Consider the following 24,621-nt stretch of genomic DNA (forward strand, 5'->3'; position numbering starts at 1 on the left):
ATGCACCTCAAAAATTCAATAAGAAATTTATTTCTATTCTCTGCAGCTGTACTCGTATCGGTATCTTGTACTACAGAGGAAAAGAATGAAAACAAACGGGAATTAACCGGAAATCCTAAGCTGGACAAGCTCAAGCTTCCAGACGGTTTCGTAGCAGAGCATCTACTAAGTCCTGGAGAAAAGGATGAGGGGTCATGGGTTGCTATGACTTTCGATGACAAAAACAGATTGATCACTGCTGATCAGTATGGGTTTCTATATAGACTGGAAATTCCTGCAATAGGAGCTGATTCTCTTGCTCCAAAAGTAGAAAAACTCATTATCGGTAATGTAGCCGAACCACAAGTGGGGATGGGGTATGCGCAAGGATTACTTTATGCATTTAATAGCATCTATGTGATGGTAAATCACAATGGAAATGAAACATTTGCTGAGAGTACCGGGCTCTACCGGATTCAGGATTTGGATGGAGATGATCAGTACGAATCAGTGACCAAGATCAAAGGGTTTACAGGGCAGCCTGGCGAACATGGGCCGCATAGCATTAAGCTTTCACCAGATGGGCAGTCACTATTTATAGTAGCAGGAAACCACACGGATGTACCGGAAATGGATGCATATCGACTTCCGAATGTATGGCAGGAAGACAATCTTTTTCCTGAAATCAAAGATCCAAGAGGCCATGCTAATAGCAGAATGGCTCCAGGAGGATGGGTAGCTAACATCGATCCGGAAGGTAAAAATTGGGAGCTGATATCTGCTGGATACAGAAACCCATTTGACATTGCTTTCAATGAAGTTGGTGATCTTTTTACTTATGATTCAGATATGGAATGGGATTTTGGGATGCCTTGGTACCGCCCAACCAGAATATGTCATGTGACTTCAGGAAGTGAGTATGGCTGGAGAACTGGTAACCATAAGTGGTCTCCAAATTATCCAGACAATTTACCGGCGATTTTAAATATTGGACAAGGTTCACCAACGAATGTGATGTTTGGTACAGGTGCGAAGTTCCCTGCAAAATACAGAAATTCCTTATTTGCATTTGATTGGAGTTTTGGAATTATTTATTCCATGACTTTGACACCAAAAGGCGGAACCTATGAAGCAAAAGCAGAAGAATTCATCTCTGGTTCTCCGCTTCCATTGACTGATGGCATCATAGGCCCTGACGGCGCGATGTACTTTATGACTGGAGGTAGAAGATTGGAGTCAGATCTTTATAGAGTTTATTATGAGGGTGATATTGAAGGAAATGAGGGGTCATTGACCCTAGCCGATTTGCCGGAAGAGGCAAAAACCCGTCGAGAGCTCGAGGCTTTACATGTAGATGGAGCACCAGCTTCAGGCCTTGATTTGGCCTGGTCAAACTTGAAGAACTCAGATAGATTTGTACAGTATGCTGCAAGAATAGCTGTAGAACATCAGCCTATCAGTTCTTGGAAAGCAAAAGCATTGGCAGAAAAAGATCCAGTGATATTAACTCAAGCGATGATTGCCTTATCCCGTCACTCGGATAAGGGCCAGGGAACACCTATGATTCAAGCGTTGATGGGAATTGATTACGGATCATTAGATGAGAAAGGCAAGCAAGACTTGCTTAGAGCTTTTGAGCTGATACTAGCCAGACAGGGAGAGCCATCAGGTTCTCTAAAATCTGATTTGGTAGCTTATTTAGATGCTAATTTCCCTGCTAACAACAATAATCTTGATCGTGCTTTAGCAGTACTTCTTGTTTATTTGGATTCGCCAAGTGCTGTAGAAAAGACGTTGGCACTATTAGAAAATGCTAAAGATGATCCTGACTATCAGAAGACGTTTACCTCTTCTTCTGATCTGATCATGAGAAATCCTCAGTATGGATTAGATATTGCAAACATGCTTGCGAATGTTCCTCCAGCTCAGCAAACTTACCTTGCCACCGTTTTGGGTGGAGCGGAAACAGGCTGGACACCTGAATTATATGAAAAATATTTCAGCTGGATTCAAGATGCTTTCAAATATAAGGGAGGCCGAAGTTATGTTGGGTTTATTGACAGAGCTAGGAAAATGGCGCTAGCGCATGTTCCGAAAAATGATTTTGATAAATACAATGAACTTTCTGGCGCAGCCTTGCTAACAGGGAATGGGAATGATTTGGTGAATTCAGATATTCAAGCGGAGGGACCTGGCAGAAGATGGACAGTGGAAGAAGCGGATTCTCTGATGTTAAATTTAAGTGGCAGAGATTTGTCCAGAGGCAAAGCGATGTTTGCTGCTGCTCAGTGTTTATCCTGTCATACGCTAGGTGGTGAAGGTGGAATTATCGGTCCGGATTTGACTCAGTTGGGAACTCGATTCTCTCCAAAGGATATCTTGGAAGCGACAATCAATCCAAGTGATGAGATTTCTGAGCAATACGTAGCAAGTGTACTTGAGCTAAAAGACGGAAGCTCTGTGATGGGAAGAATAGTAAATGAAGATGAAACCAGCTATTCGGTTTCCCAAAATCCTTTTTCTCCTGAAGTGCTTCGCAAAGTTGAAAAAAGTAATGTGTCCACTGTGAAAGATTCGAAGATCTCCATCATGATGCCGGGTATGATCAATAGATTAAATCCAGAGGAATTAAAAGATTTGATGGCCTACCTGATTTCAGCGGGCAACCCAAATCATGAAGTATATCAAACAAAAGTCCAAGCAGAAGAATGAAAAATCTATTAAAGTCTAAATGGCTAAGAATCGAAGTGCTCGGAATAGGGGCTATGATGGTGATTGGCTTGGTGAATTGCCAGCAGCAAACACAGAGTAAAACAAGCCCTGTGGAAGCTATGAGTGCTAATGAAGCTGATTTTGAATCAATTTTTGATGGCAAAACCCTTCAAGGTTGGGAAGGAGATCCTGTTTATTGGTCTGTGAAGGACGGAGCGATCACGGGTGAAATCACTCCTGAGACCTTGCTGAAAGCCAATACTTTCCTGATTTGGCAAGGAGGACAACCGGGTGATTTTGAGCTAAAAGCTGAGTTTAAGATTTCTGAAAGTGGCAACTCTGGAATCAATTACAGAAGCGAAATGGTGGAGGATGTTCCTTTTGCTTTGAAAGGTTATCAGGCAGATATTGATGGGAAGAACAACTACACTGGTCAGAACTATGAAGAGCGTAAGCGGACTACACTTGCTTACAGAGGTCAAATAACGAAGATAACTACTCAGCCAGAAGGAGTGGGGACCCGTGAATTTGTAGAAAGAAATGCTTGGAAAGGACTCAACCTAGAAAAAGAAATCGGTGATCGTGCCGAGCTGGGTGCTCTGATCAAAGCGGGTGAATGGAATAGCATTCATATCATTGCAAAAGGGAATGTACTGCAACATTTTGTCAATGGGCAACTCATGAGTGAAGTCCATGATGAAGATGCAGTAAACAAAATGGATTCTGGATATCTTGGTGTACAGGTGCACGTTGGTCCTCCGATGATGGTTCAATTTAAAGATCTGATGCTGAAGCAGTAGGCAGCTCGCTAGAATAGGTCATGAAAGGCCCTTGTTGAAAAGCAAGGGCTTTTTTTATTGGCATTTATCCAAGTCCTAAAATTTCGATGCACAAACATTAACAAATATAAATCTGACAATAAACCTAGTTGCGGACAACTTAAGAAGCGTTTTTGTGATTCTAACCTTTAGGTTATATTCTGAATACTTCCTTGCTCGAACGCTAATTGTAGAATGTCCGTTATAAAATCAAGAGTACGGTAAGCTAGAGGAGCTTTTTCCTACAGGCTCTTTGTTAGCAAATAGCTACACAGTTCTATAAAAACTAAAACCACTAATTATGAATTACCATATCATTATCAACAAAGTCAGCACAGTAGATGAATTGCCGGAAAGTTGGAGCAACCAAGATTTAATAGCATTGCTTGATCGTTTTGGTTTTCCAGATGCTGCAAAATCCAACCCGGCTGAGTTGAGAGAGCTTCTTACTATGGCAATTTCTGATTTCGAACCGTCTGAAGCTGCAGCAATCCTACTTGATTATAGACTTTCGGATGAACTCAATGAAGGTCAGATTGAGCAGATTTCCCATGATATGCTATTGGATAAGATCTCTGAGGAATATCCGGTAATAGGCCTCCATCATCAGCTTTTCAATATCAACCAGTTATTGCATAAGGCCTACAACGGCAAATTCCCAAGTGCAAAAGCCACAATCGCTGAATTGAATATTAGAAGCGAGGATTCGGATGCAGAAGCAGTCACTAAGGAAATCGTACTTAAGGCTTTGCAGCATACGCTCAATGACAGCAACTTGATCAAGCGGCTGTTTACAGATCACCTACTAGGCAAAGTCAAGTTTGAGGAAGCAGATTCGATAATTTGGGAGTTAAGCTATTTGGGTGAAAATCAGTACAGATTGACGACTTCAGAATATTGGATAGCAAGAGATGAGTTTTTGGAGGCAGAGTTTGATGCGGAAATTGCCGTTTTTGAAGAAGCCGAAGAAGAATAGCCATCAAGCTCCCATTACTAACATTCGAGGTTTTCAAAATCTCGAATGTTTTTTGTTTTACATCACTTTTGCTTTTCACCATAAAGACCAGGATTGGCGCAAGTTTCCTGACTTGTGCCTTGTTAACTGCAGTCTCCCGACTGCTTTCAACTAAAAAAAGAAAAATAAATTGGTAGATTATTCAATAAGAAGCACATCGATTAATTTGTCCGGCAAATCGGCATAGTTCGACGCGCTACTATAAACATAATCTTCAGGCGAGAACACAATCCCTGCAACTACTGGGTTTTGATGGATGTAGTTCAGGCATCGAGTGATTTTGTCATTTGTATTGAGTTCAATAGGGTGACTATGTTGCTGCCAAATCTGGAAGTTTGAGTTATTCGAATTTTTCATTCCAGCTTTTCTAAAGTGGAAGAGTAAAAAGTCTTTTCTGCTTTCAGTGGGACATGATTGGATTGATTTAAACAACTCAATTGCTGTGAATTTTTTTGAAATCTCGTATAATACTTTCCAGAGATTGATCACCACTTCTGCCTAGAATCAAGTGTATATGGCTACTCATGATGCAGTATGCACATACATCCAAGCCTTTAAAGCTTTGGCAATATTTTAAAGACTCTATCAAGATGTCTCAATAATCTCTCCTCGTGAAAATATCGATCCACTCTACAACTGTGAAGGTTATGAAATAAAGTTTATCCTGATCTCGTATTTTGTACTTTCTGCTCATTTTAAAAAATGAATACCTGATGATATTAAGATACTTCAAAGAGAGTTGTTTTTTATAAATTAAGAGAAAATAAGTCAGTCTGAAGACTGTAATGAGATGGGTCCAAGTCGGGAGACTTGAACCAAATCCGTCTAACCCAATTCGGGAGATTTGAACCTAAGGACCTGTATGAGGAATTTTTATATCAGTGGCGTATTTCTACCATACTATTTTTATAACTTAATCCCTAGCTTTTAGATCCAACCCATATAGGGCAGGACAGTGTCAGAAGGCCTTTTTAATAGATTACAGACTAGTCTCCAACCTCAGAATGAACCTCTCAGATCCATCCAATTGGAAAGATAAATTATCCAATTTCCGTCAGCTTGGCGGAATTGAAACTTCAATACTTGATAATGGCGCAGGACGTGGTACCCGCATAGCTTGGATTAATACGGGTACGGGACTTCGGTTCAAAGTTGTTTTGGATAGGGGAATGGATATTTTGGATGCTTTTCATAATGAGCATAGCTTGGCGTGGATCAGTAATGCAGGCCATGTAGCTTCTCAGCCTTTTTCCAACCAAGGAATAGATTGGCTAAGGACATTCGGTGGTGGGCTACTGACAACCTGTGGAATCTCTTCCATGGGACCGCCCAACGAGGATGAAACTGGAAGCCGGGGGTTACATGGCAATTACAGCAATACTCCAGCGGAACTGATTTCAATCAAGCAACCGGATATTTACTCGGGAAATCTGGAATTTGAAATCGTGGGGAAAATCCGGGAGACTACGACTTTTGGTCCGAGTCTGGAATTGAAGAGAACCATCTCAGGAACTATTGGGACGGCTGCGATTCACATCAAAGACGAAGTGACCAATCGAGGTAATTCGCCAGCACCACACATGGTCTTGTATCATATCAATTGTGGTTGGCCATTAATCGATGAAGGCACCAGGATAGTCTGGAAAGGTAAGATTCAGCCAAGAGAAGCCGATGCTTCACTTTCCTCATTCAATAAGGATCATAAGTTTACTAAATGCGCTGCTCCTTTGGACGAGCACACTGCTTTTGGTGAAGACGTGGCTTTCATTGATCCAAAAACCGATGAGAATGATCAGGTCATCTGCGGATATATGAATGATGACTTGAAACTTGGATTAAGTATCTCATTTTCCAAAAAACAGATGCCATGTCTTATCAACTGGCAACACTGGGGTAAAAATGAATATGTTACGGCCCTAGAACCTGCAACAAATCCTCCAATTGGGCAGGCTGCTGCGCGCAAAAATGGTACATTGATTTTATTGAAACCTGGAGAAAGCAGGATTTATGAAATCAAAATGGAAGTGCTAAAAGGAGAAACAGTAAAAGAATTCAAAATGTAAATTTAAAAATGTCGAACATCGATTGTCGAATAATGAATATCGAAGAGTAAGACTCAAAAAGAAAACTGATAACTATTAAATCTCAAATCAATAAACCCATGAGTTTAGCAAAGAAAGCCCTCGAACAGGGAGAAGGAATTTTAAGATTAACACCAACTTGGGTGCCTCGGTCTTTTTGTGTGCCGGGAAGAAGAATCAAACTACATCCAGACGATTATTATTGCTTGGGTGGTAATCGTGGAGGCATAGATGAACGCTGGTTTTCCTCGACCACACCCGCGGAAAATGGCCCGCTTACAAGCAAAAATGAAGGACTAAGCCATATCGCTTATGAAGATGGTGGTAAGACCGAGTTGTTTCTTTTGAAAGATTCGATAGATGAATTGGGAGGAGAAATCATCGGTGGACGTCTTTGGGACAAGTACAAGTCCTGGCCTATGTATTCCAAGTTTTTTGATAATATGGGGCCTCTTCCTCATCATATTCACCCAAGTGATGAATTTGGTAAACTTACTGGCCAAAATGGTAAGCCAGAAGCTTATTATTATCCTCCCCAATTGAACAACCACGGAGGAGACTTTCCTTATACATTCTTCGGGATTGCACCGGGAACAACCAAGGAGCAGATTAAGGAATGTCTGATGAACTTCAATAAAGGAGACAATAAGATTACGAATTATTCTCAGGCATTTAAGCTTCAACCAGGAACCGGTTGGGACGTTCCTCCTGGAATGCTTCATGCACCAGGATCCTTATGTACCTATGAGCCACAGAAGGCCTCAGATATTTTTGCGATGTATCAGTCTCTGGTCAATGAGGCGATCATTCCAGATGAGCTACTTTGGAATGCTACTCCGAAAGATAGAGTAGGCGATTACGATCTGTTGGTAGAAATGATAGATTGGGAACTGAACGTAAATCCTAACTTGCTAGAGACTCGCTACATGGAGCCTATTCCAGTAGGTGCGGCAGAAGAAATGCATGCTGCAGGATATCATGATAGCTGGATTTGCTATCGATCCCATGATTATAGTGCCAAAGAATTGACGATCTACCCAGGTCAAACAGTGACAATCAAAGATTCAGCTGCCTATGGTATGATCATGATGCAGGGATATGGCAAGATGAATGAGTGGGATATCGAAACTCCTGCCCTTATTCGATTTGGCCAGTTGACACATGATGAGTATTTCGTCAGTGAAAAGGCGGCCCAAGCTGGTGTGAAAATCAGCAACCATTCCAAGACTGATCCTATTGTAATGTTGAAACACTTCGGTCCTGATAATCCGGATTTGAAAGTCTGGGAGTAAACAGTAGCCAGTATCAGTTTTCGGTCTACAGTAATAAATAAAATAATAAATCAGGGAGGACATGGGATGTTGGTCAAGGCCACTTCGGTCATCTGTCTTCGGTCTTCCTGCTTTTAATAACTATTAATAACCCTTAATACCATGAGTCAAAATAATTTTCCAAAACTACATAATGCTACTTGGCCAGGAATTGTTGGCAAAGGCGCAGATTCTGAACCTGTAATTCCATTTGATTCACTTCTGAAGATGACAGCGGCAGCGGAAGTTGACGGTGTAAAATTTGACGGCCTGGACTTAGGTTTGCTTGAACCTCATTTCACGCTTAATGATCCAGATGAAACGAAGATTCTTGCTGAAAAACTTCAAAAACATAACCTTGTAGCCGGTTCTTTAGTCGCTCCAATATGGGCGGGTTCCGCAATGGGTTCGGCCGATCAGCGGAAGACTTTTGTAGATATGGTGCGCAAGGCATGCGAATTCGGAAAGCAACTCAGCGATCTGGGTGTCCGTCATTATGGAGTAGTCAGGATTGATTCTGCAGCCGGCGTGGAAGACTGGGCAAAGGATCCAGCTGGAAACACCAAAATAATTGCTGAAACATTCCGCGAGGCATGTGATGTAGCAGCTGATTATGGAGAAAAGCTTGCTGCCGAGGGCGAGATTTGCTGGGGAGCAATGCACAGCTGGAAATACATGGTAGAACTACTTGAGATGGTTGACAGGCCGAATATTGGTTTCCAAGCAGACATGTCTCATACATTTCTCTACACCATGGGCTATAATGCTCCGGAACACAGAATTCTTCCCAAAGACGCAGATCTAAAAGACCGGGAAGCAGTCAAAGCTGCTTTGAAAACTGTGACGGATGCGCTTAGACCTTGGACGATCGATTTCCATGTGGCTCAAAATGACGGTTCAGTATTTGGTTCAGGATCTCACGATAAGACTGGAAGACACTGCCAAGCCACTGATCCAAATGGTGTTTTAGATATTGCACATGATGCTGGATACTGGCTTAGGGATGAGAAAGGTGAGTTGACCAAAGCCTTTAAACATATCTGCTGGGATGGATGTATGTTCCCAAATAAAGTGATGAACAATCAGCAAACTTGGAATGATATTCTTGCTGCCCTGGTCAAAGTGAGGAATGCACATGGGTGGTAGGTTTGAATACTTCATCATTCTGCATTCAGTATTCGGCATTCGAAATTAAATCTTGGGATGTTTTTTAATTAATGATGAATATCGAATGATGAATAAAGAATTCAGAAGTGAAATAGAACAATAAACAACTTAGATAATGAATGAAAAGAAACATATAAGAATAGGGCTAATCGGAACTGGTCTGATGGGCCGGATACATACCAATGGTTACAAAAGAGTACCTGACTTTTTTCCAGAGTACGAATACGTTCCAGTTTTGCAGGCTTGTTGCTCCAGAAGAGCCGATAAAGCGCAGGCTTTCGCAGAGCAATGGGGTTATAAGTCTGTGGAAACCGACTGGAGAGAACTCCTGAAGAGAGATGATATTGACGCTGTCGATATTTGTACTCCAAATGATACCCATGCAGAAATTGCGATAGCTGCAGCTGAAGCGGGCAAAATGATTCTTTGCGAAAAGCCTTTGGCAAGAACTGTAGCGGAAGCTGAAGGTATGGTGAAAGCTGTGGAAAAAGCGGGGGTGAAAAACACGGTATGGTATAATTACAGAAGGGTGCCAGCGGTGACTTTGGCAAAGCAAATTGTGGCTTCCGGTAAACTGGGCAAGATTTTTCACTACCGTGCAAACTTCCTACAAGATTGGACCATCAGTCCGGATTTACCTCAAGGAGGTGATGCACTATGGAGATTGGATGCTGACGCAGCAGGTTCTGGTGTGACGGGAGATTTGCTTGCGCACTGCATCGATACGGCCATGTGGCTGAATGGGGGCATCAAGGATGTTTCTGCCATGACTGAAACCTTTATTAAAGAGCGAGTTCATCAAGGCACTGGTGAAAAGAAAAAAGTAACTATCGATGATGCCTGTGTGTTTCATTGTCACTTTGATAATGGCTCTTTAGGATTATTCGAGGCGACTCGATATGCAAGAGGTCACAAGGCACTTTATACTTTTGAGATCAACGGAGAGCATGCATCCATCCGCTGGGATCTACATGATTTGACTCGTCTTGAGTATTTTGACCATGCAGATGAAGGGCAGGTTCGTGGCTGGAGATCTATCCATGTGACTGATGGCGATCATCCATACATGGACAGATGGTGGATTCCAGGCACTTCCATTGGCTATGAGCATTCCTTTATCCATCAGGTAGCTGACTTCTTCCATAGTTTGGAGACGGGTGAGGCTTGTCATCCTACTTTCAGAGATGCTTTTGAGACGCAAAAAGTTTGTGAAGCAGTAATCAACTCTGCAAATGAACGGGCTTGGAAGGATACGGGTGTAGATTGGATTGAGAAGGTATAATTAGTAACAATTTGATAGTATCTATATTTTAGTATCAAAAGACTGGAGAAATAAAATCTTCGGTCTTTTTCATTTTTATACTAAGCCAGCTGAACTCTACTATAATTTATTATTTTTAAAGGCATAAGAATCCTATACGTTATGAAATCAAGCATGTCGAAGACGACACACAGAGGGATGATTATCCTCCAAGCGAGATTCTCCCGAATCAAGTTCGGGACAGGCTATGTGGTCTTAAAAAATCAAATTACAAACCCATGAAATACCTTACTTTCTTTATTGTTTCCGCCTACATGGTAATAGTTTCCTGTTCAGGGAAAAAAACTGATGCTGTTCAAATCGTTTCGGATTCCTCAACAGTGCAAATCGAGGAAGGTGTCAGAATGATTCCAATTCAAACTTCAAGAGGAGAATTTCACGTATTTACTCAGAGAGTTGGAGACAATCCTAGCATTAAAGTCTTGTTGCTCCATGGTGGTCCTGGGATGACACACCAGCAGTATTCGAATTTCAGAGAATATCTTCCTCAGGAAGGAATTGAGTTCATTTGGTATGATCAGTTGGGTTCAGCATATTCCGATCAACCTAGCGATTCTACACTTTGGACAATCGACCGTTTTGTCAATGAGGTGGAGCAAGTACGAGTTGCCTTGGGTCTAAATAAAGATAATTTTTACCTCTATGGACAGTCATGGGGAGGAATGCTAGGGATAGAATATGCACTTAAGCATCAGCAGAATCTCAAAGGACTAATCATTTCCAATATGATGGCAAGTCTGGACGATTACGAAAAATATGCCAAAGAAGTCCTTGGCCCGCAAATGCCAAAAGAAGTCTATGAAGAGTTGATGGAGATCGAGCGAACCGGAGATTTTGAAAACTTCAGGTATATGGAGCTTTTGGGTGAACATCATTATCCCTTTCATGTGCTCCGTAAGCCAACTGAAGAATGGCCAGATGAGATAGTAAAGATGATGGGGGAAGTGAATCCTGAGGTATATATCTATATGCAGGGGTATAGTGAGTTCGGGATTACTCCAGGTGCAACGCTGGCAGGATGGGATCGGAAAGCAGATCTAAACAAGATCACAGTTCCAACTTTAGTCATCGGAGCCACACATGATACGATGGATCCGGCTCATATGGAGTGGATGTCCAAGGAATTTCCCAATGGGCAATTTTTACTTTGTCCGAATGGAAGTCATCTCAGCCAATATGATGATCCAGAGCATTTCTTCCCAGGCTTGATTAGTTTTTTAAAGGAGGTAGATAAGCAGGATTAAGAACCAAGATTTTTGATATTAGAATTAAGCTGAGATTTATAGACTCGAAGGTCATGATTGTAAAACTCTAGCGTAGGGTAGTACGGTTGGTTTTTTTGGTCAATTGTACGAAATGTTGTTGATTTCGGCAAAAGCTTTTTAAAGGTTAAACAGCAAAAACTCCTTCAAATTAAGCTTGAAGGGTTTTTTTAAATAGCATGTATTTTTTGAGACATTTAAAAGAACTGCTTCATTTTCTTCAATCCCGTAGTGGCGACTTCCTGTGCGTCTTGTGCCCAATAGGTTTCGTTAAAAAGCTCCAGAGACATGATCTTAGTACCGCCCATGGCTTTGAGCGTTGCGGCGATTTCCTTTAATGGCGCTATGCCATCCCCAGGATAAATTCTATCGCTGTCTTTTTGCTCTAACCGGGGTTTCGAAGTGAAATCATTCATGTGGAATACTTCGATGGCATTTCCATTGATCAATTTTAGCCCATCAAAACCAGAACCCCCTCTGAATAAGTGATAGATATCAGGAAGGATTCGAGCGTCTGGATCATTTGCTGCCGATGCAGTAGCTAAAGCTTGACCCAGATGGTGGAATGGAGCATAAGCTCCCCAAAATTCCAATTGCGGCATTACGCCAGTTTTTCTTCCCAGCGCTAGTAGCTCAGCGTATTGCTCACCAGCAGCCAGCAAGTCTACGGGATCTGTGGCGCCAATGGCAGGTGCGGCTATTCGCTTACAACCTATTTCAGCCAGCATTCCCATTTCTTTTTCCATCTGCTCAAAACCTTCATTGCTTTTCGCTACATTCTGAGCCATCCATGGTGCAAATCCAATTGCGTTTACAGGAATTAGTTGAGCATCGGTAAACAGTTTTTTAAGAGAGGCTAGAGATTTACCGGATTTAAGGTAGGCATCCACCTCCGAGATCCAGAGTTCTATTCCGTCATATCCTGCTTTAGCTGCTACTTCTATAATCTGTGGTAGATCAAGTTTTTGACCACGTAAAGTGCTAGTATTTAGTGAAAATTGTATCATTGCTTCATTCTTTTGCGTAGTAGAAGCAAGTACGGGTGCCAGAGGAAGAGCAGTCGCTCCTAGGGCAATAGATTTGAGTAGGTTTCTTCTTTTCATTTGAGGGTTATTGAAAATTTGAGTGGCTTAATCCACCTATATACTATATTTACCGTTCAAATTATTCCATGTAAAAGAGAGGCTAATCTGATCTAGTATAGTGTCGAACATATGCTAAAAATAAACTTTTTCACACCTTTTCTTCTGTTTTTTATATGTGTTGCCAATTCATTTGGGCAGTCACAGACCTATTTGTCCTTATACAAAGAGCAGTTGCCATATTTCCAGGAATTGATTACTGGTGGTCAGTATAAAGAACCTCCTTTAAACTATGAGGGTGATCCATATTATTTGGATAGGACATTTGGAGAAGGAATGTTATCCATTAATAATATAAGCTATACTGAAGTTCCGCTCCTATACGATCAACATGATGATGTGTTGATCACGTTTCACCCGATATATCGTCAAAAAATCTTAATTACTCCTGAAAAAATTGAAGAGTTCCAACTCAACGACGGTAGCTTGTTTAGGAAATATCTAGGAAATGAGTCTTATGCACGTCATAAGAATGGATTTTATCGTGTGATAAAAGATGGTGACATCAAAGTCTTGATGAAGCACTATAAGTATAATGACCCGACAAAAGAGGTAGGTAAATACACCTATAAGTTTGTGGAGAAAAACGATTACTTCTATTGGCACAATAATGAATTTGTCCTTATTAGAAAGAAAAAGCAGGCAATTCAAAGTTTGGGATTAAATAAGAGGGAAGCAAAAAAATATCTTAGAGGGAAGTCTCTCTATTTCTCACTGGACAAAGAAAAATTCATTTTAGAATTGGTTACCCTAAGAGAAAGTAAGGCTGATACGTTTAACGGTTTTGTCGAATGAAAAAAATTCTACTACTGATTTTAGTTTCTTGCTTTTTCGCTGATTTAAAAGCTCAGACAAGTACCCCAAAGTTGACGGGAATGTATATAGGAATGTCCTTTGAAAGATTTGTCGAGAAAATTGAGTCTGATACTGATTTTAGTTTTTACTACAAAAAGGAAGATGTAGAAAATCTTCAAGTCAACCTACAGGCAAATAATTCGGATATCAAGATGATTTTGAATCAAGTTTTTGCTGAGACTGACTTGACTTATACAATAGATAAATCTAATCGGATCTGGGTAAGCAAAGGTCAAAAAATACAAGTTGAATTTCCAACTGATTATTTTTTGGTTCAGGAGAGGCAGGATAATCTGGCAAAAGCTGGAGATTCATTAGGCGCTTTTGACAAAAACAAACGCTTTACCATAGGGAAATCTTCAGATAACCCTCAATCGAAAACAGCAATTTTAAGTGGTGTAGTAACCAGCATAGAGTCAGGGAAACCAATGAATGGCGCTATAGTTCTGGAAAAAATCGACTATAATCAAGCAGCTACGGATCAAAATGGTAAGTACCAACTGACTCTTCCAAAAGGAAGACATACGATTTGGGTGCAAAATATTGGTGGCTTCCAGGAGCAGCGGCAAATTGATCTGAAAGGCGACGGAGTTCTTAATATGAGTATTGAAGAGACCATACTTTCGCTGGATGAAGTGGTAGTCAGTTCTGGCGCATTGTCTAATGTGAACAAACTTGATATGGGTGTTCAGTCCATCAGTATTGCAGAAGTGAAGAGACTTCCCGCGGTATTGGGTGAGGTAGATGTTCTTAAAGGGATTTTGATTATGCCAGGTGTCAATACCGTAGGCGAGGCAACTTCTGGATTTAATGTGCGTGGGGGGGCGGCGGATCAAAATTTGATTTTGTATGGTAATTCCACGATTTTTAATCCTACTCATGCCTTCGGATTTTTCTCTGCGTTCAACGCAGACATAGTTAATGGTGTGGAGCTTTACAAAGGATCTGTTCCTGTGAATTACGGTGGCAGACTTTCTTCGGTCTTGCAAGTTGATCCAAAATTTGGCAGACAAGACAAAATCGGAGGCTCTGGTGGATTAGGCATTCTGACTAGCAGATTGAGTTTGGATGGTCCTATCGGCGAGAAGACGAATTTTATAGTAGGAGGAAGGACAACTTACTCGGATTGGGCATTGAATCTTTTGGATGATGAAGCCGATTTGAATGATAGTAAAATCACTTTTTATGACATCAATGCGAATATTCAGCATAATCTCAATGAAAAGAATACATTAGAGTTGACAGCGTATTTAAGTCAAGATGATTTTCGATTTGATCCAGATACCACTTATTCCTACCAAAATATAAATGTAGCGTTGGGATGGAAACACTTTTTCAATGACCAGCTGGAAGGTAGATTTACAGTTGGAAGTGATAATTATCAATTCGGAATTATTGGGCAGGAAAACCCATTGAATTCCTTTGATTTTAGTTTTGACGTTAATCAACTTTTCCTCAAGGCGGAATTTGAATATAGAAAGAACGAGAATCATATCATTAACTTCGGGGTTCATGGCATTCAGTATTCATTGAATCCAGGAAGTAATAGGCCTTATGGACCAGAATCAATCGTAATAGAAAAGGAACTGGACGAAGAAAATGCCCGCGAGATTTCAGTTTATTTCGGAGATGAATTTATTGTGTCTGAAAAACTGTCCGTGAGCTACGGCGGTAGGTACATGCTATATCAATTGCTAGGTCCTATGACAGTGAATGAATATGTGCCAGGGGCTCCAATTACAGAAAGTAATGTAATAGGAGAGGAGACTTTTGGCAATGGTGAAACAGTGAAGACCTATCATGGGCCAGAATTCAGGGTTTCGGCTCGATATACGTTGGACAATAAGTCCTCTGTGAAAGCAGGTTTTAACACCATGCGACAGAATATCCACTTACTGTCAAACACTTCATCTATTGCCCCAACGGATTCTTGGAAATTGAGCGATACGTATATCCGGCCACAAACTGGAGGTCAAGCTTCGCTGGGATATTATCGTAATCTTGCCAAAAATCAAGTGGAATTTTCTACGGAAGTTTACTATCGATATATGGCAAATCTGCTTGATTATCGCTCCGGAGCCAATATCATCCTTAATGAAAATATAGAACAGGACGTATTGAATTCGGATGGGAAAGCTTACGGAGTGGAGCTTCTTTTGAAGAAAAGTACAGGGTTACTACAAGGGTCTTTGGCCTACACCTATTCCCGATCTTTAATGAAGACCTCAGATGATCCAAGCATTGAGAAAATCAACAATGGAGATTTTTATTCCAGCAATTTTGATCAGCCTCATCACTTGGTGCTCACGGCTAACTATGAGTTGAGCAAGCGGGTAAATACTTCTTTGAATCTTAACTATAGCACAGGAAGACCAATTACTTTGCCGATCTCTAAGTTTGATTATGCTGGTTCGGAGCGGGTTTATTTCTCTGAGCGAAATGCGTATAGAATTCCTGATTATTTCAGAATGGACTTTTCTGTGAATATTGAAGGAAGTCATAAAATCAAGAAACTGGCTCACTCGTCCTGGTCATTTGGAGTTTATAACCTGTTGGGTAGAAGTAATCCTTATTCAGTGTACTACACACCAGTAGAAGGCCAATTAAGGGGGTATCAACTTTCAATTTTTGCTCAGCCTATTCCATTTATAACATACAATTTCCGTTTCTGATGAATAGACTAGTCCTTATTATATTTTTCTGTATCCTATTCATTAGTGGATGTAGAGAGCCTTTCAATCCGGTTATTGAACCAGCGGATCTTTCTGTATTGGTAGTGGAGGGGTATTTGGATACAGAGGGTTTACCAAGCAAGTTGAAGCTCAGTTATACCCGGAATATTCAAACAGATGATTCGTTTTTGCCCAGTGTTCCGAGTGCCGATGTGTATCTAAGATCAGAATCAGGAGAAGAATACCCATTAACTGATATGGGATCAGGAGAGTTTGAATTTGCTTATGATATCCCTGAGGATCAGAATTACAGACTTTACATATCTACTAATGAGGGAAAAACCTACACTTCAGATTTGATTAAGCCGATTCTTACGCCTGAGATTATTGATGTAGGCTTTGTGAAGAATGAATTAGGAGTTGAGGTATACTTGACCACAAAGGGAGATGAGAATGCAGATGACTTCTTATGGACATTTGAGGAAACTTATGCTTTCCGACCGAAAATCCCATCTTCTTTTAAATATGATGAAGAGCTGCAAGATGTGGTTATTAGGAGACCTGAAGAAAGGACAGACATGTGCTATAGAGGGGATGTAAGTGCTGACTTGATCTTAGAGACTTCATCTAGATTTGAAGATCAGTTTGTGTTTAGACAGTCTATCACTCAAATATTGCATGATGATGAGCGTCTTTCTGTGCGCTATAGCATTTTGATTTCCCAGAAAGCTTTGGATAAGAAAGCTTCTGAATTTTGGGAGATTCTCCGCAAAAACACAAATGACTTAGGCTCTATTTTTAGCCCATTACCTTCTAACATCCGGGGAAATATAATGAATGATCAAAATCCTGATGCACCTGTGGTGGGGTTTGTGAGCTTGGGAACTGTAAAGCAAAGACGATTATTCATCGGAGTTAGGGAAGTGCTACCATGGACCGCAATAGAACCTGCTTACTTTAACTGTTTCGTCGAAACTGATACGGTTTTGATTGCAAATTATGGACAATCCTTTGGAAGCGGGGGTTTTATACCTGTAGTACCTATTGTTCCTGAAGGAGCATATTCTCCGATAGGATATCGAGGGGCTATTCGCCGCTGTTCAGATTGTACACTGAGAGGGACAAATGTGAAACCTGATTTCTGGGAGGATTAATATGAGCTTATCGCATAAATTATTCGCATTTCTTTTTCTAAGTCTTAGCTTTTCTCAGGTGGCTTCTAGTCAAAACCTTGAAGCTGAGACAGTGGATTTTTCCATTCCGAAGACAATCTATTTTGGAGGTGAGCGGGTGTGGATAGCTTGTCAAGCTTTGCAGGATAATTCTCCTGTAGAGTCTAAGATTATCTACGCAGAACTGGTTAATCGATACAATGAGTCAGTTGCTATGGCAAAGATGCCTTTGGTGGATGGAAAGAGCTTTAACTTTCTTCAGCTTCCTACTAATCTACCATCAGACAATTACCTTCTTCGAGTTTTTACGAGAGTAAGTCCGTATCAAAACTTGGAAGAAGGTTTAGTACAGCAATTCATTACAGTATTCAATAGAAATGTCCCCCCTACGGTAGTTTCTGAGCGAAAGTTTGAGTCTCAACGTAGAAGGTCCAATGAAATAGTTTTATCCCAGGAAGTGATTGCACCAGGGGAAATAATGGAAATAGAATTGCCAGTTGGTATTGACATAAGTGAAGTAAGTATAGCATCTGAAAATCCTTTTTTGACTGATCAAGGGAAGATTCCCTCAGGGACTGCTTATGAGTCTATCGAGAAGCATAGATTAGTTCCTGAGTTGTTTGGACATATAATCGAAGCCAAAGTAGAGGGTGCTTCAGTCGATACAACACAATTGTACTACCTCTCTCTTCATGGCGATAAATCTGCACTTTTTACAGATAGACCGGATGCTGATGGCACAATGTACTTTGATGCAGGGGGAATGAAACACTGGAAATTCCTTGTTGCTCAGGCTGATGAAAATGGAAGCTTATTGGACTTCGGGATTGTTTCACCTGCTCCTGTTACAAGTTTTAAAAGCAGTTTTGTATTCCCTGAACTTGAAATCAGTCCCGCGGATCAGGATCTTCTTCAAGAACTTCTGAAGGGTGGACAGGTGGAAGCCTATTTCGTCAATGAGTTTGATGCAAGCTTATTTCCTGTAGTTACGGGATTTATGGATGATCGAACTTACTTATTGGATGATTATACCCGATTTGAAACGGTTGGTACAGTCATCAAAGAATATGTCCCTGAGGTGGCATTAAGGACGATGAAGAAGAAGAAAGAATTCCGGGCTTTGGATGAGGTGCTGGATGCTGGTTTTGATTCGAATCCTTTGATGTTAATTGATGCATTACCTGTTTTTGATTCAGATATGCTGGCAGCATTTGATCCTTCTGGTTTTGAAAAGCTTGAAGTGTTGACCCGTACTTTTTACTTAAACGAAGAGAAGTTTCCAGGTGTGATGAGTTTCAGTTCGTATAAGAATGACTTTGGTGGTTTTCCTATTCCTTCCAATGGGATTTACCTCGATTATGAAGGTATTCAACCTAAAGTTGTATCCACCGAAACGCTCTTTGCTCCACCAAGCCAAGATCAGAATATCATGGACTGGAGAACGGTATTGTACTGGTCGGAAACTCCTGAAATCTCTTCTCTAAATAATTCTATTGAAGTCAAAGCACCAGATTTAAAAGGGAAGTATCTGGTTAAGGTTAAGGCTAAAACTCAACAAGGGGAATCAAAAGACTACCTGCGAACTTTTGAAGTGAAGTAAAAGTCTTTTTCGTTATTCGTTTTTACGTTTTAACTCACGCTGTACAAAGTCAGTGACTTTTGTTTCATACCCACCATTATACTCTGGCACAAGTGTCTTCTTTTCAGGGAAAGATTCCATGTGCAAGGTCTGAGTAGGGAAAGCAAAGCGTACGCCGATTGAATTGGCCAGCTTCACTATCTGGATCAAAATCTGGTGACGGCACTCCAATTCCTCTCCCCAGGTAGGTACTTCAAAAAAGATGTAGAACATGATGTCTTGACTGAAGGAGGACAAGTTGTTGAAGTAGATGTGAAACACATCTTTGCGAGTGCTGGGATGAGCTAGGACAATCTCCCTCAAACCTTTGACAAATTCATCAACGAGCTCGGGAGGAGTGTCGTACGTGATTGTCAAAGTCGAGTAAAATCTTCTGTATTGGCGCAAACCATGATTGTCCAGTACTGCATCAGCAATTTTCCCATTTGGGACATACATGAGTGAGTTTCTAAACGTACGAATACGTGTAGATCTAAAACCAACTTCTTCCACGGTACCATCGATATCTCCTGAAGTGATCCAATCGCCCACCTGAAAAGGTTTGTCAATGAAAATCATGACTGAGCCAAAGAAGTTTTTGATCGTGTCCTGAGCAGCTAGAGCAATGGCTACACCACCAATGGAAAGACCTGTGAGGAATGGGATAATATCAAGATTAAGTCCATCTCTCAGGATAAACAAAGTTCCAACAATGATCACAAATGCCTTTAGTGTTTTTCGCATCAAAGGCACTAATTGATCATCAAGCGTAGATTCCGTTTTAGTGGCTAGTTTGGTAAAGTATGCTGCCACCACATCTGCCAATTTGTAGAAAATAATGGTGATCAGGAATGGCTTTAATGTACGAAGAGCTATTACTATCCATGACCAAATTTCAATGGGTAGCTGGAGAACCCGGATGAAAAGTGAGAGTAATACCACTATTAAATAAAAGCTGATCACTCTAGCTACGGGTAGGATGTAATCTTCTCCTATTTTTCCATAGCCATAACGCTTAAATAGGTAAAGCATGAATTTATCCACCACTAATGTGAAAACCCAATGCGAAAGAAAAACCAATAAAAGCAGGATAAACAAGCCGACCAATTGCCATAGATGCAGTCCTAGATATTCTTGATTCCCAATCTTTGGTAAAACGTTTAGCAACTTTGCAGTACCATAGGGATAGGTTTCTGAGTGAAGTTCATCTATTTGGCTTACACTGAAAGCTGAATATTTCCAGCTATCACCGGATTTTTGCAGGAATATACCCGGGAGCTTTTGTTTGTCGAAATAATAGATGTTCTCATTGGTTGCAGAGGAGCTGTCAGAGTAGTTTTGCTCATTTGGAATCTCATTAGTTCGTATTAAAATCCCTTTACCCTCAAAAATCTGTTTCAATTTTACGGCGAGTCGTTGGCCATTTTGATCTTCTACATCTGAAAGGTCAAGTGTTTTGGCAGCATTCTCTGGCTGATAATGCTCTTCCTCTAGGTTATAAAAAAATGAGAGCGTAGTATGATATGGCGAGCTCAGGTTGACCGAATTACCTACTTTATAAATGTCCTGATTGTCTGTAATCAGCTGTGCAAAAGAGTGAGTGTTAACCCATATAAATAAGGATATAAGTAGGAAGTACTTTTTCAGCATTAGTTGTTGAGGTAATTTTTTGCAAGTTAGCCAATCATGAGACGATGCCCAAGGGAAACCAGAGATGGCTAATCTGCCAGTTGGAATTCCGTAAGTGTGGAGCCGCTCACGGTCCTGATCAAATACTGTCCTAAAGAAGATTGATAGGTAATCTGGATATGACCTGTACTTTCCAGAGGCATAGTAGTTTGCAGATTTCCATTGAGATCATACAGGTAGCAAAAGGCTTGATTGAGATCTGTGATAGCGAACAATTGCCGGTTTGAGCCAAAATCAAAATATTGATAAAGTAGATTTTCATCTGATACACGTGTATTGAAAAGGATTTTTTCGCTTCGATCAAGTACACTTACTTCATTAAACTGGCGGGAGATAAAGACAAAGTCGTTTTGCTTCTGATCCGGAACAAGCAGGAACTCACTGTCACGATCATTCTTGATTAGTTGGTTTCTATAGCCGATTTCTCCGTTGAAATTGGAATGGATCACTTCCCCGTTTGTAGTGATCCCAACGAGCTGTGTCGATCTTGATTGTGGATTTCTCCAGGCAATCAGTCCAGAATTAAAGGATGCCCCAAGCTTGATTGAAGAGCCTGCCTGACTTTCACCTCTTCTATTGAAAAGCTGGAGGTTACCATTTTCAGTTAAAGCTACCATATAGTCTCCCTTACCAGGAACTCTGTAGTGAGCTGGTGAGCCAATGGTTTTAGCTCCTATCCGGTTAGGATTCCAGCCTTCCAGTTGTGCACCAGTCTTATCCAATAAGAATAGGTTGCCTGCCTCAGTGCTGACGAAGTAACGATAGTCTTTTGAATTGCTGTAGTCAACTAGATTGAGATGAGTGATATTCTCGCCGTTTATATTCAGTGGATATCCAGAGAGCGGTTCTCCTAATCTGTCGATTCCGTAAATTCTCTCAGCGGTAGCCACCAGAAGCTGAAGTTTCGAATTTTTGTAATAATCGATTTGAAAAGCATCCGAAACTATCGGACCTGATAGCTGCACTGAATAAACTTCCTGCCCTGCGGAATTGATCAGATGGAGGACATTGTTTTGATCCTGCACTAGCAGGTCTTCTGTATTATCCTGATAATTGGTGATGGATTTTGGACCGTAAATTAATGGCTGATCAAAAGATATCCTGTTGCTCGGCTGCAAGGATATTGCATCTGTAGTTTCGATTTTTGGTTGGGAGCCCCCATCATAAGGGAATCTCAGCGTTGCTTCAGTTCTATCCTGGAGTTGATTGATTTTGAATGAAACCCAGGGAAATGATTGAAATGCTGAGGCATATTTCTGAAGGAAAGAACTCCAGGAAGGATTGGCTTTTTTAGTCCATGAATCCCAAATATGATCTGTTAAATAGATCCGACTGAATCCTGAAGTTGGGCTTAAATCCTTTTTTGCTTCAGGAGCTCTGGAAGATTTGCCCCAAGTGCTCCCTGACCTGATGTCGTCTAAGACCAGCTTCATAGCTTGTTGGGAATTGGTGAGAATCAACACATTATTTTCAGAGGTGATGAACGTTTGTCCAAATTCCGGGAATTTTCCTTCAAATAAATGTGCTGGGAAATCCTCCTCTGAAAGGTACAGGATCTCATATCCTGAATAGAAATCAGAGCCTTCCTCACTTTCGCTTTCTTGAAATTCTTTGAGTTGCTGTATGGCAAGTTCTGCATCTCTTGTTCGTGCCAATAGCGCCAGATTTTGGTCTACTCCTCCTGCATTTTCTAAATCCAGCAAATACAATTCTCCGGTAAAAGTATCCAGGAAACCTTTGTCTAATAGTTTTCGCTGTATTTCTCCGCTAAAAGTCGCTCTGGCTGTAAAAGCACGATTAACGATTTTTTGAGTCTCATATATGCTTTCTAGATTGATCTGGGTGAGTGCAAGCGTACGATTAGAGATTACTTCTTCGATAGCAGCAAGGTTGGCTTGAATGGAAGGGGTGAAATCAACGTCTTCCTCATAGACTACTGTGCCTTTGAAAACCATTTGATTTTCTTCCAAATTTAAATCCAAAGCTGCTACACCAGGCATTATTTGCAATCCTGCAATCGCCGTACTTTCTCTTTGTCCACCGATTCCCTTCAACAGGCTAGCAAGCCCCTTGCCAGATAGTAATAATCTTCCTTTTGAATCAGAATTGTAATCTATTGATTTAAATAAGGAGTAAAAGCTTTGCTGATCTTCATTCACATAGAATCGGATGGCTTCCTCAACCAAGAAGGAAGAAGAAGAAATTACAGCCAAATCGCCAAGTAATGAAATGCTCCATTGACGGTTGTTTTCCGAATCGTAGTATTCCAGTACATCTTTATCTGAATATTGCCTCGTTTGGAATCGTGATCCAGATGGAATACGTGATTTAATCTCTTCTACGAATCCTGTGGCGGTTGATGGACTGAGATTTAGGGTAAAAAGTAGTTCGAACGTCTCAATACCCGTTGAATGAAGGCTAATAGTTGCTTGTTGACCATTGAGGGATTTAGCAATTTCTCCAGAACCGCCATTTAGACTGTCTAGCGTGATGAGTTGATCAGATAATCTTTGGAATGCTGGAAATGATTTTAGAATCTCCCATACAGGATCATTGACAAGGCTATTCCATTGATCGGCACCTTCGTAAGTTTCAAAGACGAATACTGAATTCTGACTGATAACCTCCAAGCTATTGACCTGGCGGGAAGAAAAGTATGATTTGTAGATCCAGAAAGCACCTCCGAAAAGGATAAGGGAGATAAAAAGTATAAGTAGGCTTTTCCAGATCTTCACAGGCTCAAGGATGATTCAGACGATATTACACAAAAATCAGACCTAAGAAACCCCAGTCAACGCAAGAGAATCTCAGGTCTGATATATAAAAACACTAGGATTACTTACCTAGCTTGTTCAAAACTTCCATTACTTCTTTTACATGACCTCTAGACGTCTCAAGAAGTGCTTTCTCTTCCTCATTTAGGTCGAGTTCCAATACTTTCTCTACACCGTTTTTGCCTAGAATCACGGGCACACCAAGGTAGCAATCATCGATACCGTATTCGCCTTCCAGTTTGATACAAACCGGGAATACTCTTCTTTGATTTTTCAAGATTGCCTCAACCATTTGAGCAGCTGCAGCTCCCGGAGCATACCAAGCAGAAGTTCCCATTAGTTTCACTAGCTCACCACCACCGAACTTAGTTCTTTCGATGATTGCATCAAGCTTGTCTTTAGCTACTAATTCAGTTACCGGAATACCAGCGACTGTAGTATAGCGAGGAAGAGGAACCATGGTATCACCGTGACCACCCATTAGGATTGCCTGGATTTCTTTTGGAGATATGTTCAATTCCTCCGCTAGGAAAGCTCTGTAACGTGCAGTATCCAGAATGCCAGCCATACCTATTACTTTATTTCTAGATATACCAGCAGTGATATGAGCTTGGTAGGTCATCACATCAAGTGGATTAGATACCACGATGATTATTGCATTTGGAGAGTGCTTGATTACATTCTCAGTCACTGACTTCACGATGCCAGCGTTGGTTTCGATCAGGTCATCACGAGTCATGCCTGGCTTACGGGGAAGACCAGAAGTGATCACTACTACGTCGGAATTAGCAGTTTTGCTATAATCATTAGTACTTCCTATGGTGCGGCTATCGTATTGGTTGATAGGTGCTTTCTGGAAGATATCAAGTGCTTTACCTTCAGCTACTCCTTCTTTGATGTCAATTAAAACGATTTCCTCAGCGATTTCGCGATAAGCCAATACATCGGCACAAGTTGCGCCTACATTACCAGCTCCTACTACGGTTACTTTGCTCATTAGATTTATAGATTATTATTTGAATATATTGCGTTAA

At 40.9% G+C, this 24,621-nt stretch carries 17 protein-coding genes; 12 read left to right on the top strand and 5 right to left on the bottom strand.

Going from position 1 to position 24,621, the window contains the following annotated elements; all coding sequences use genetic code 11:
- The 3 genes from SYJ56_RS15910 to SYJ56_RS15920 all read left to right on the top strand — a co-directional run bounded on the left by SYJ56_RS15910 (position 1) and on the right by SYJ56_RS15920 (position 4,485).
- Positions 1–2,691 carry a c-type cytochrome gene (locus SYJ56_RS15910; protein WP_323835771.1) on the top strand — a complete coding sequence of 897 codons (2,691 nt, stop codon included), beginning with the start codon at positions 1–3 and terminating at the stop codon, positions 2,689–2,691.
- A complete protein-coding gene (locus tag SYJ56_RS15915; RefSeq protein WP_416377807.1) occupies positions 2,688–3,491 on the top strand; it encodes a 3-keto-disaccharide hydrolase in 804 nt (267 codons plus the stop codon). Before SYJ56_RS15910 ends, SYJ56_RS15915 begins: the two co-directional genes overlap by 4 nt.
- Positions 3,492–3,810: 319 nt before the next feature.
- Entirely contained in the window at positions 3,811–4,485 is a 675-nt protein-coding gene (locus SYJ56_RS15920; RefSeq protein WP_323835773.1) for a hypothetical protein, read from the top strand.
- Between the two features lie 472 nt (positions 4,486–4,957).
- On the opposite strand, the gene SYJ56_RS15925 is transcribed toward SYJ56_RS15920, so the two are convergent.
- Positions 4,958–5,050 carry a hypothetical protein gene (locus tag SYJ56_RS15925; protein ID WP_323835776.1) on the bottom strand — a complete coding sequence of 31 codons (93 nt, stop codon included), beginning with the start codon at positions 5,048–5,050 and terminating at the stop codon, positions 4,958–4,960.
- Between the two features lie 478 nt (positions 5,051–5,528).
- On the opposite strand from SYJ56_RS15925, the gene SYJ56_RS15930 reads away from it, so the two are divergent.
- From SYJ56_RS15930 to SYJ56_RS15950, 5 genes are all read left to right on the top strand, one after another.
- The gene (locus tag SYJ56_RS15930) at positions 5,529–6,587 is read left to right on the top strand and encodes an aldose 1-epimerase family protein (RefSeq protein WP_323835778.1); all 1,059 of its coding nucleotides are present in this window, start codon (positions 5,529–5,531) and stop codon (positions 6,585–6,587) included.
- Between the two features lie 98 nt (positions 6,588–6,685).
- The gene (locus SYJ56_RS15935) at positions 6,686–7,897 is read left to right on the top strand and encodes a hypothetical protein (RefSeq protein WP_323835781.1); all 1,212 of its coding nucleotides are present in this window, start codon (positions 6,686–6,688) and stop codon (positions 7,895–7,897) included.
- Between the two features lie 141 nt (positions 7,898–8,038).
- On the top strand, positions 8,039–9,061 hold the full coding sequence (locus SYJ56_RS15940) for a sugar phosphate isomerase/epimerase family protein (RefSeq protein ID WP_323835783.1): 1,023 nt from the start codon (positions 8,039–8,041) through the stop codon (positions 9,059–9,061).
- A gap of 136 nt (positions 9,062–9,197) precedes the next feature.
- Positions 9,198–10,364: a Gfo/Idh/MocA family protein gene (locus SYJ56_RS15945; RefSeq protein WP_323835784.1), complete on the top strand. Its 1,167-nt coding sequence runs from the start codon at positions 9,198–9,200 to the stop codon at positions 10,362–10,364.
- A 257-nt stretch (positions 10,365–10,621) separates the two neighbouring features.
- Positions 10,622–11,647 carry a proline iminopeptidase-family hydrolase gene (locus SYJ56_RS15950; protein WP_323835786.1) on the top strand — a complete coding sequence of 342 codons (1,026 nt, stop codon included), beginning with the start codon at positions 10,622–10,624 and terminating at the stop codon, positions 11,645–11,647.
- Between the two features lie 215 nt (positions 11,648–11,862).
- On the opposite strand, the gene SYJ56_RS15955 is transcribed toward SYJ56_RS15950, so the two are convergent.
- Entirely contained in the window at positions 11,863–12,768 is a 906-nt protein-coding gene (locus tag SYJ56_RS15955; RefSeq protein ID WP_323835789.1) for a sugar phosphate isomerase/epimerase family protein, read from the bottom strand.
- 111 nt (positions 12,769–12,879) lie between these two features.
- On the opposite strand from SYJ56_RS15955, the gene SYJ56_RS15960 reads away from it, so the two are divergent.
- Genes SYJ56_RS15960 through SYJ56_RS15975 form a run of 4 tightly spaced genes read left to right on the top strand, consistent with a single transcriptional unit; the run spans position 12,880 to position 19,106 of the window.
- Positions 12,880–13,602: a hypothetical protein gene (locus SYJ56_RS15960; protein WP_323835791.1), complete on the top strand. Its 723-nt coding sequence runs from the start codon at positions 12,880–12,882 to the stop codon at positions 13,600–13,602.
- Positions 13,599–16,334 (top strand): carboxypeptidase-like regulatory domain-containing protein, encoded by a 2,736-nt coding sequence (locus tag SYJ56_RS15965; protein WP_323835793.1) that lies wholly within the window; start codon positions 13,599–13,601, stop codon positions 16,332–16,334. Before SYJ56_RS15960 ends, SYJ56_RS15965 begins: the two co-directional genes overlap by 4 nt.
- Entirely contained in the window at positions 16,334–17,488 is a 1,155-nt protein-coding gene (locus SYJ56_RS15970; protein ID WP_323835795.1) for a DUF4249 domain-containing protein, read from the top strand. Before SYJ56_RS15965 ends, SYJ56_RS15970 begins: the two co-directional genes overlap by 1 nt.
- 58 nt (positions 17,489–17,546) lie before the next feature.
- On the top strand, positions 17,547–19,106 hold the full coding sequence (locus SYJ56_RS15975; protein WP_323835797.1) for a hypothetical protein: 1,560 nt from the start codon (positions 17,547–17,549) through the stop codon (positions 19,104–19,106).
- A 12-nt stretch (positions 19,107–19,118) separates the two neighbouring features.
- Here the strand turns inward: SYJ56_RS15975 and SYJ56_RS15980 are convergent, their stop codons facing one another.
- The 3 genes from SYJ56_RS15980 to mdh form a co-directional block, all read right to left on the bottom strand.
- A complete protein-coding gene (locus SYJ56_RS15980) occupies positions 19,119–20,774 on the bottom strand; it encodes a mechanosensitive ion channel family protein (RefSeq protein WP_323835799.1) in 1,656 nt (551 codons plus the stop codon).
- Between the two features lie 68 nt (positions 20,775–20,842).
- The gene (locus tag SYJ56_RS15985; RefSeq protein WP_323835800.1) at positions 20,843–23,548 is read right to left on the bottom strand and encodes a hypothetical protein; all 2,706 of its coding nucleotides are present in this window, start codon (positions 23,546–23,548) and stop codon (positions 20,843–20,845) included.
- Between the two features lie 100 nt (positions 23,549–23,648).
- Complete coding sequence (gene mdh / locus SYJ56_RS15990) at positions 23,649–24,584, bottom strand: malate dehydrogenase (protein WP_323835802.1); 936 nt, start codon at positions 24,582–24,584, stop codon at positions 23,649–23,651.
- Positions 24,585–24,621: the final 37 nt, after the last annotated feature.

The organism is Algoriphagus aurantiacus, assembly GCF_035156405.1.
GTDB lineage: Bacteria > Bacteroidota > Bacteroidia > Cytophagales > Cyclobacteriaceae > Algoriphagus > Algoriphagus aurantiacus.

Bases quoted from the DNA above. Each gene is read 5' to 3' on its own strand.
- SYJ56_RS15940 (WP_323835783.1), top strand. From the start codon at position 8,039: ATGAGTCAAAATAATTTTCCAAAACTACATAATGCTACTTGGCCAGGA.
- SYJ56_RS15950 (WP_323835786.1), top strand. From the start codon at position 10,622: ATGAAATACCTTACTTTCTTTATTGTTTCCGCCTACATGGTAATAGTT.
- SYJ56_RS15980 (WP_323835799.1), bottom strand. From the start codon at position 20,774: ATGCTGAAAAAGTACTTCCTACTTATATCCTTATTTATATGGGTTAAC.
- SYJ56_RS15930 (WP_323835778.1), top strand. From the start codon at position 5,529: ATGAACCTCTCAGATCCATCCAATTGGAAAGATAAATTATCCAATTTC.
- SYJ56_RS15955 (WP_323835789.1), bottom strand. From the start codon at position 12,768: ATGAAAAGAAGAAACCTACTCAAATCTATTGCCCTAGGAGCGACTGCT.
- mdh (WP_323835802.1), bottom strand. From the start codon at position 24,584: ATGAGCAAAGTAACCGTAGTAGGAGCTGGTAATGTAGGCGCAACTTGT.
- SYJ56_RS15965 (WP_323835793.1), top strand. From the start codon at position 13,599: ATGAAAAAAATTCTACTACTGATTTTAGTTTCTTGCTTTTTCGCTGAT.
- SYJ56_RS15970 (WP_323835795.1), top strand. From the start codon at position 16,334: ATGAATAGACTAGTCCTTATTATATTTTTCTGTATCCTATTCATTAGT.
- SYJ56_RS15915 (WP_416377807.1), top strand. From the start codon at position 2,688: ATGAAAAATCTATTAAAGTCTAAATGGCTAAGAATCGAAGTGCTCGGA.
- SYJ56_RS15910 (WP_323835771.1), top strand. From the start codon at position 1: ATGCACCTCAAAAATTCAATAAGAAATTTATTTCTATTCTCTGCAGCT.
- SYJ56_RS15920 (WP_323835773.1), top strand. From the start codon at position 3,811: ATGAATTACCATATCATTATCAACAAAGTCAGCACAGTAGATGAATTG.
- SYJ56_RS15925 (WP_323835776.1), bottom strand. From the start codon at position 5,050: ATGAGTAGCCATATACACTTGATTCTAGGCAGAAGTGGTGATCAATCT.
- SYJ56_RS15935 (WP_323835781.1), top strand. From the start codon at position 6,686: ATGAGTTTAGCAAAGAAAGCCCTCGAACAGGGAGAAGGAATTTTAAGA.
- SYJ56_RS15945 (WP_323835784.1), top strand. From the start codon at position 9,198: ATGAATGAAAAGAAACATATAAGAATAGGGCTAATCGGAACTGGTCTG.
- SYJ56_RS15960 (WP_323835791.1), top strand. From the start codon at position 12,880: ATGCTAAAAATAAACTTTTTCACACCTTTTCTTCTGTTTTTTATATGT.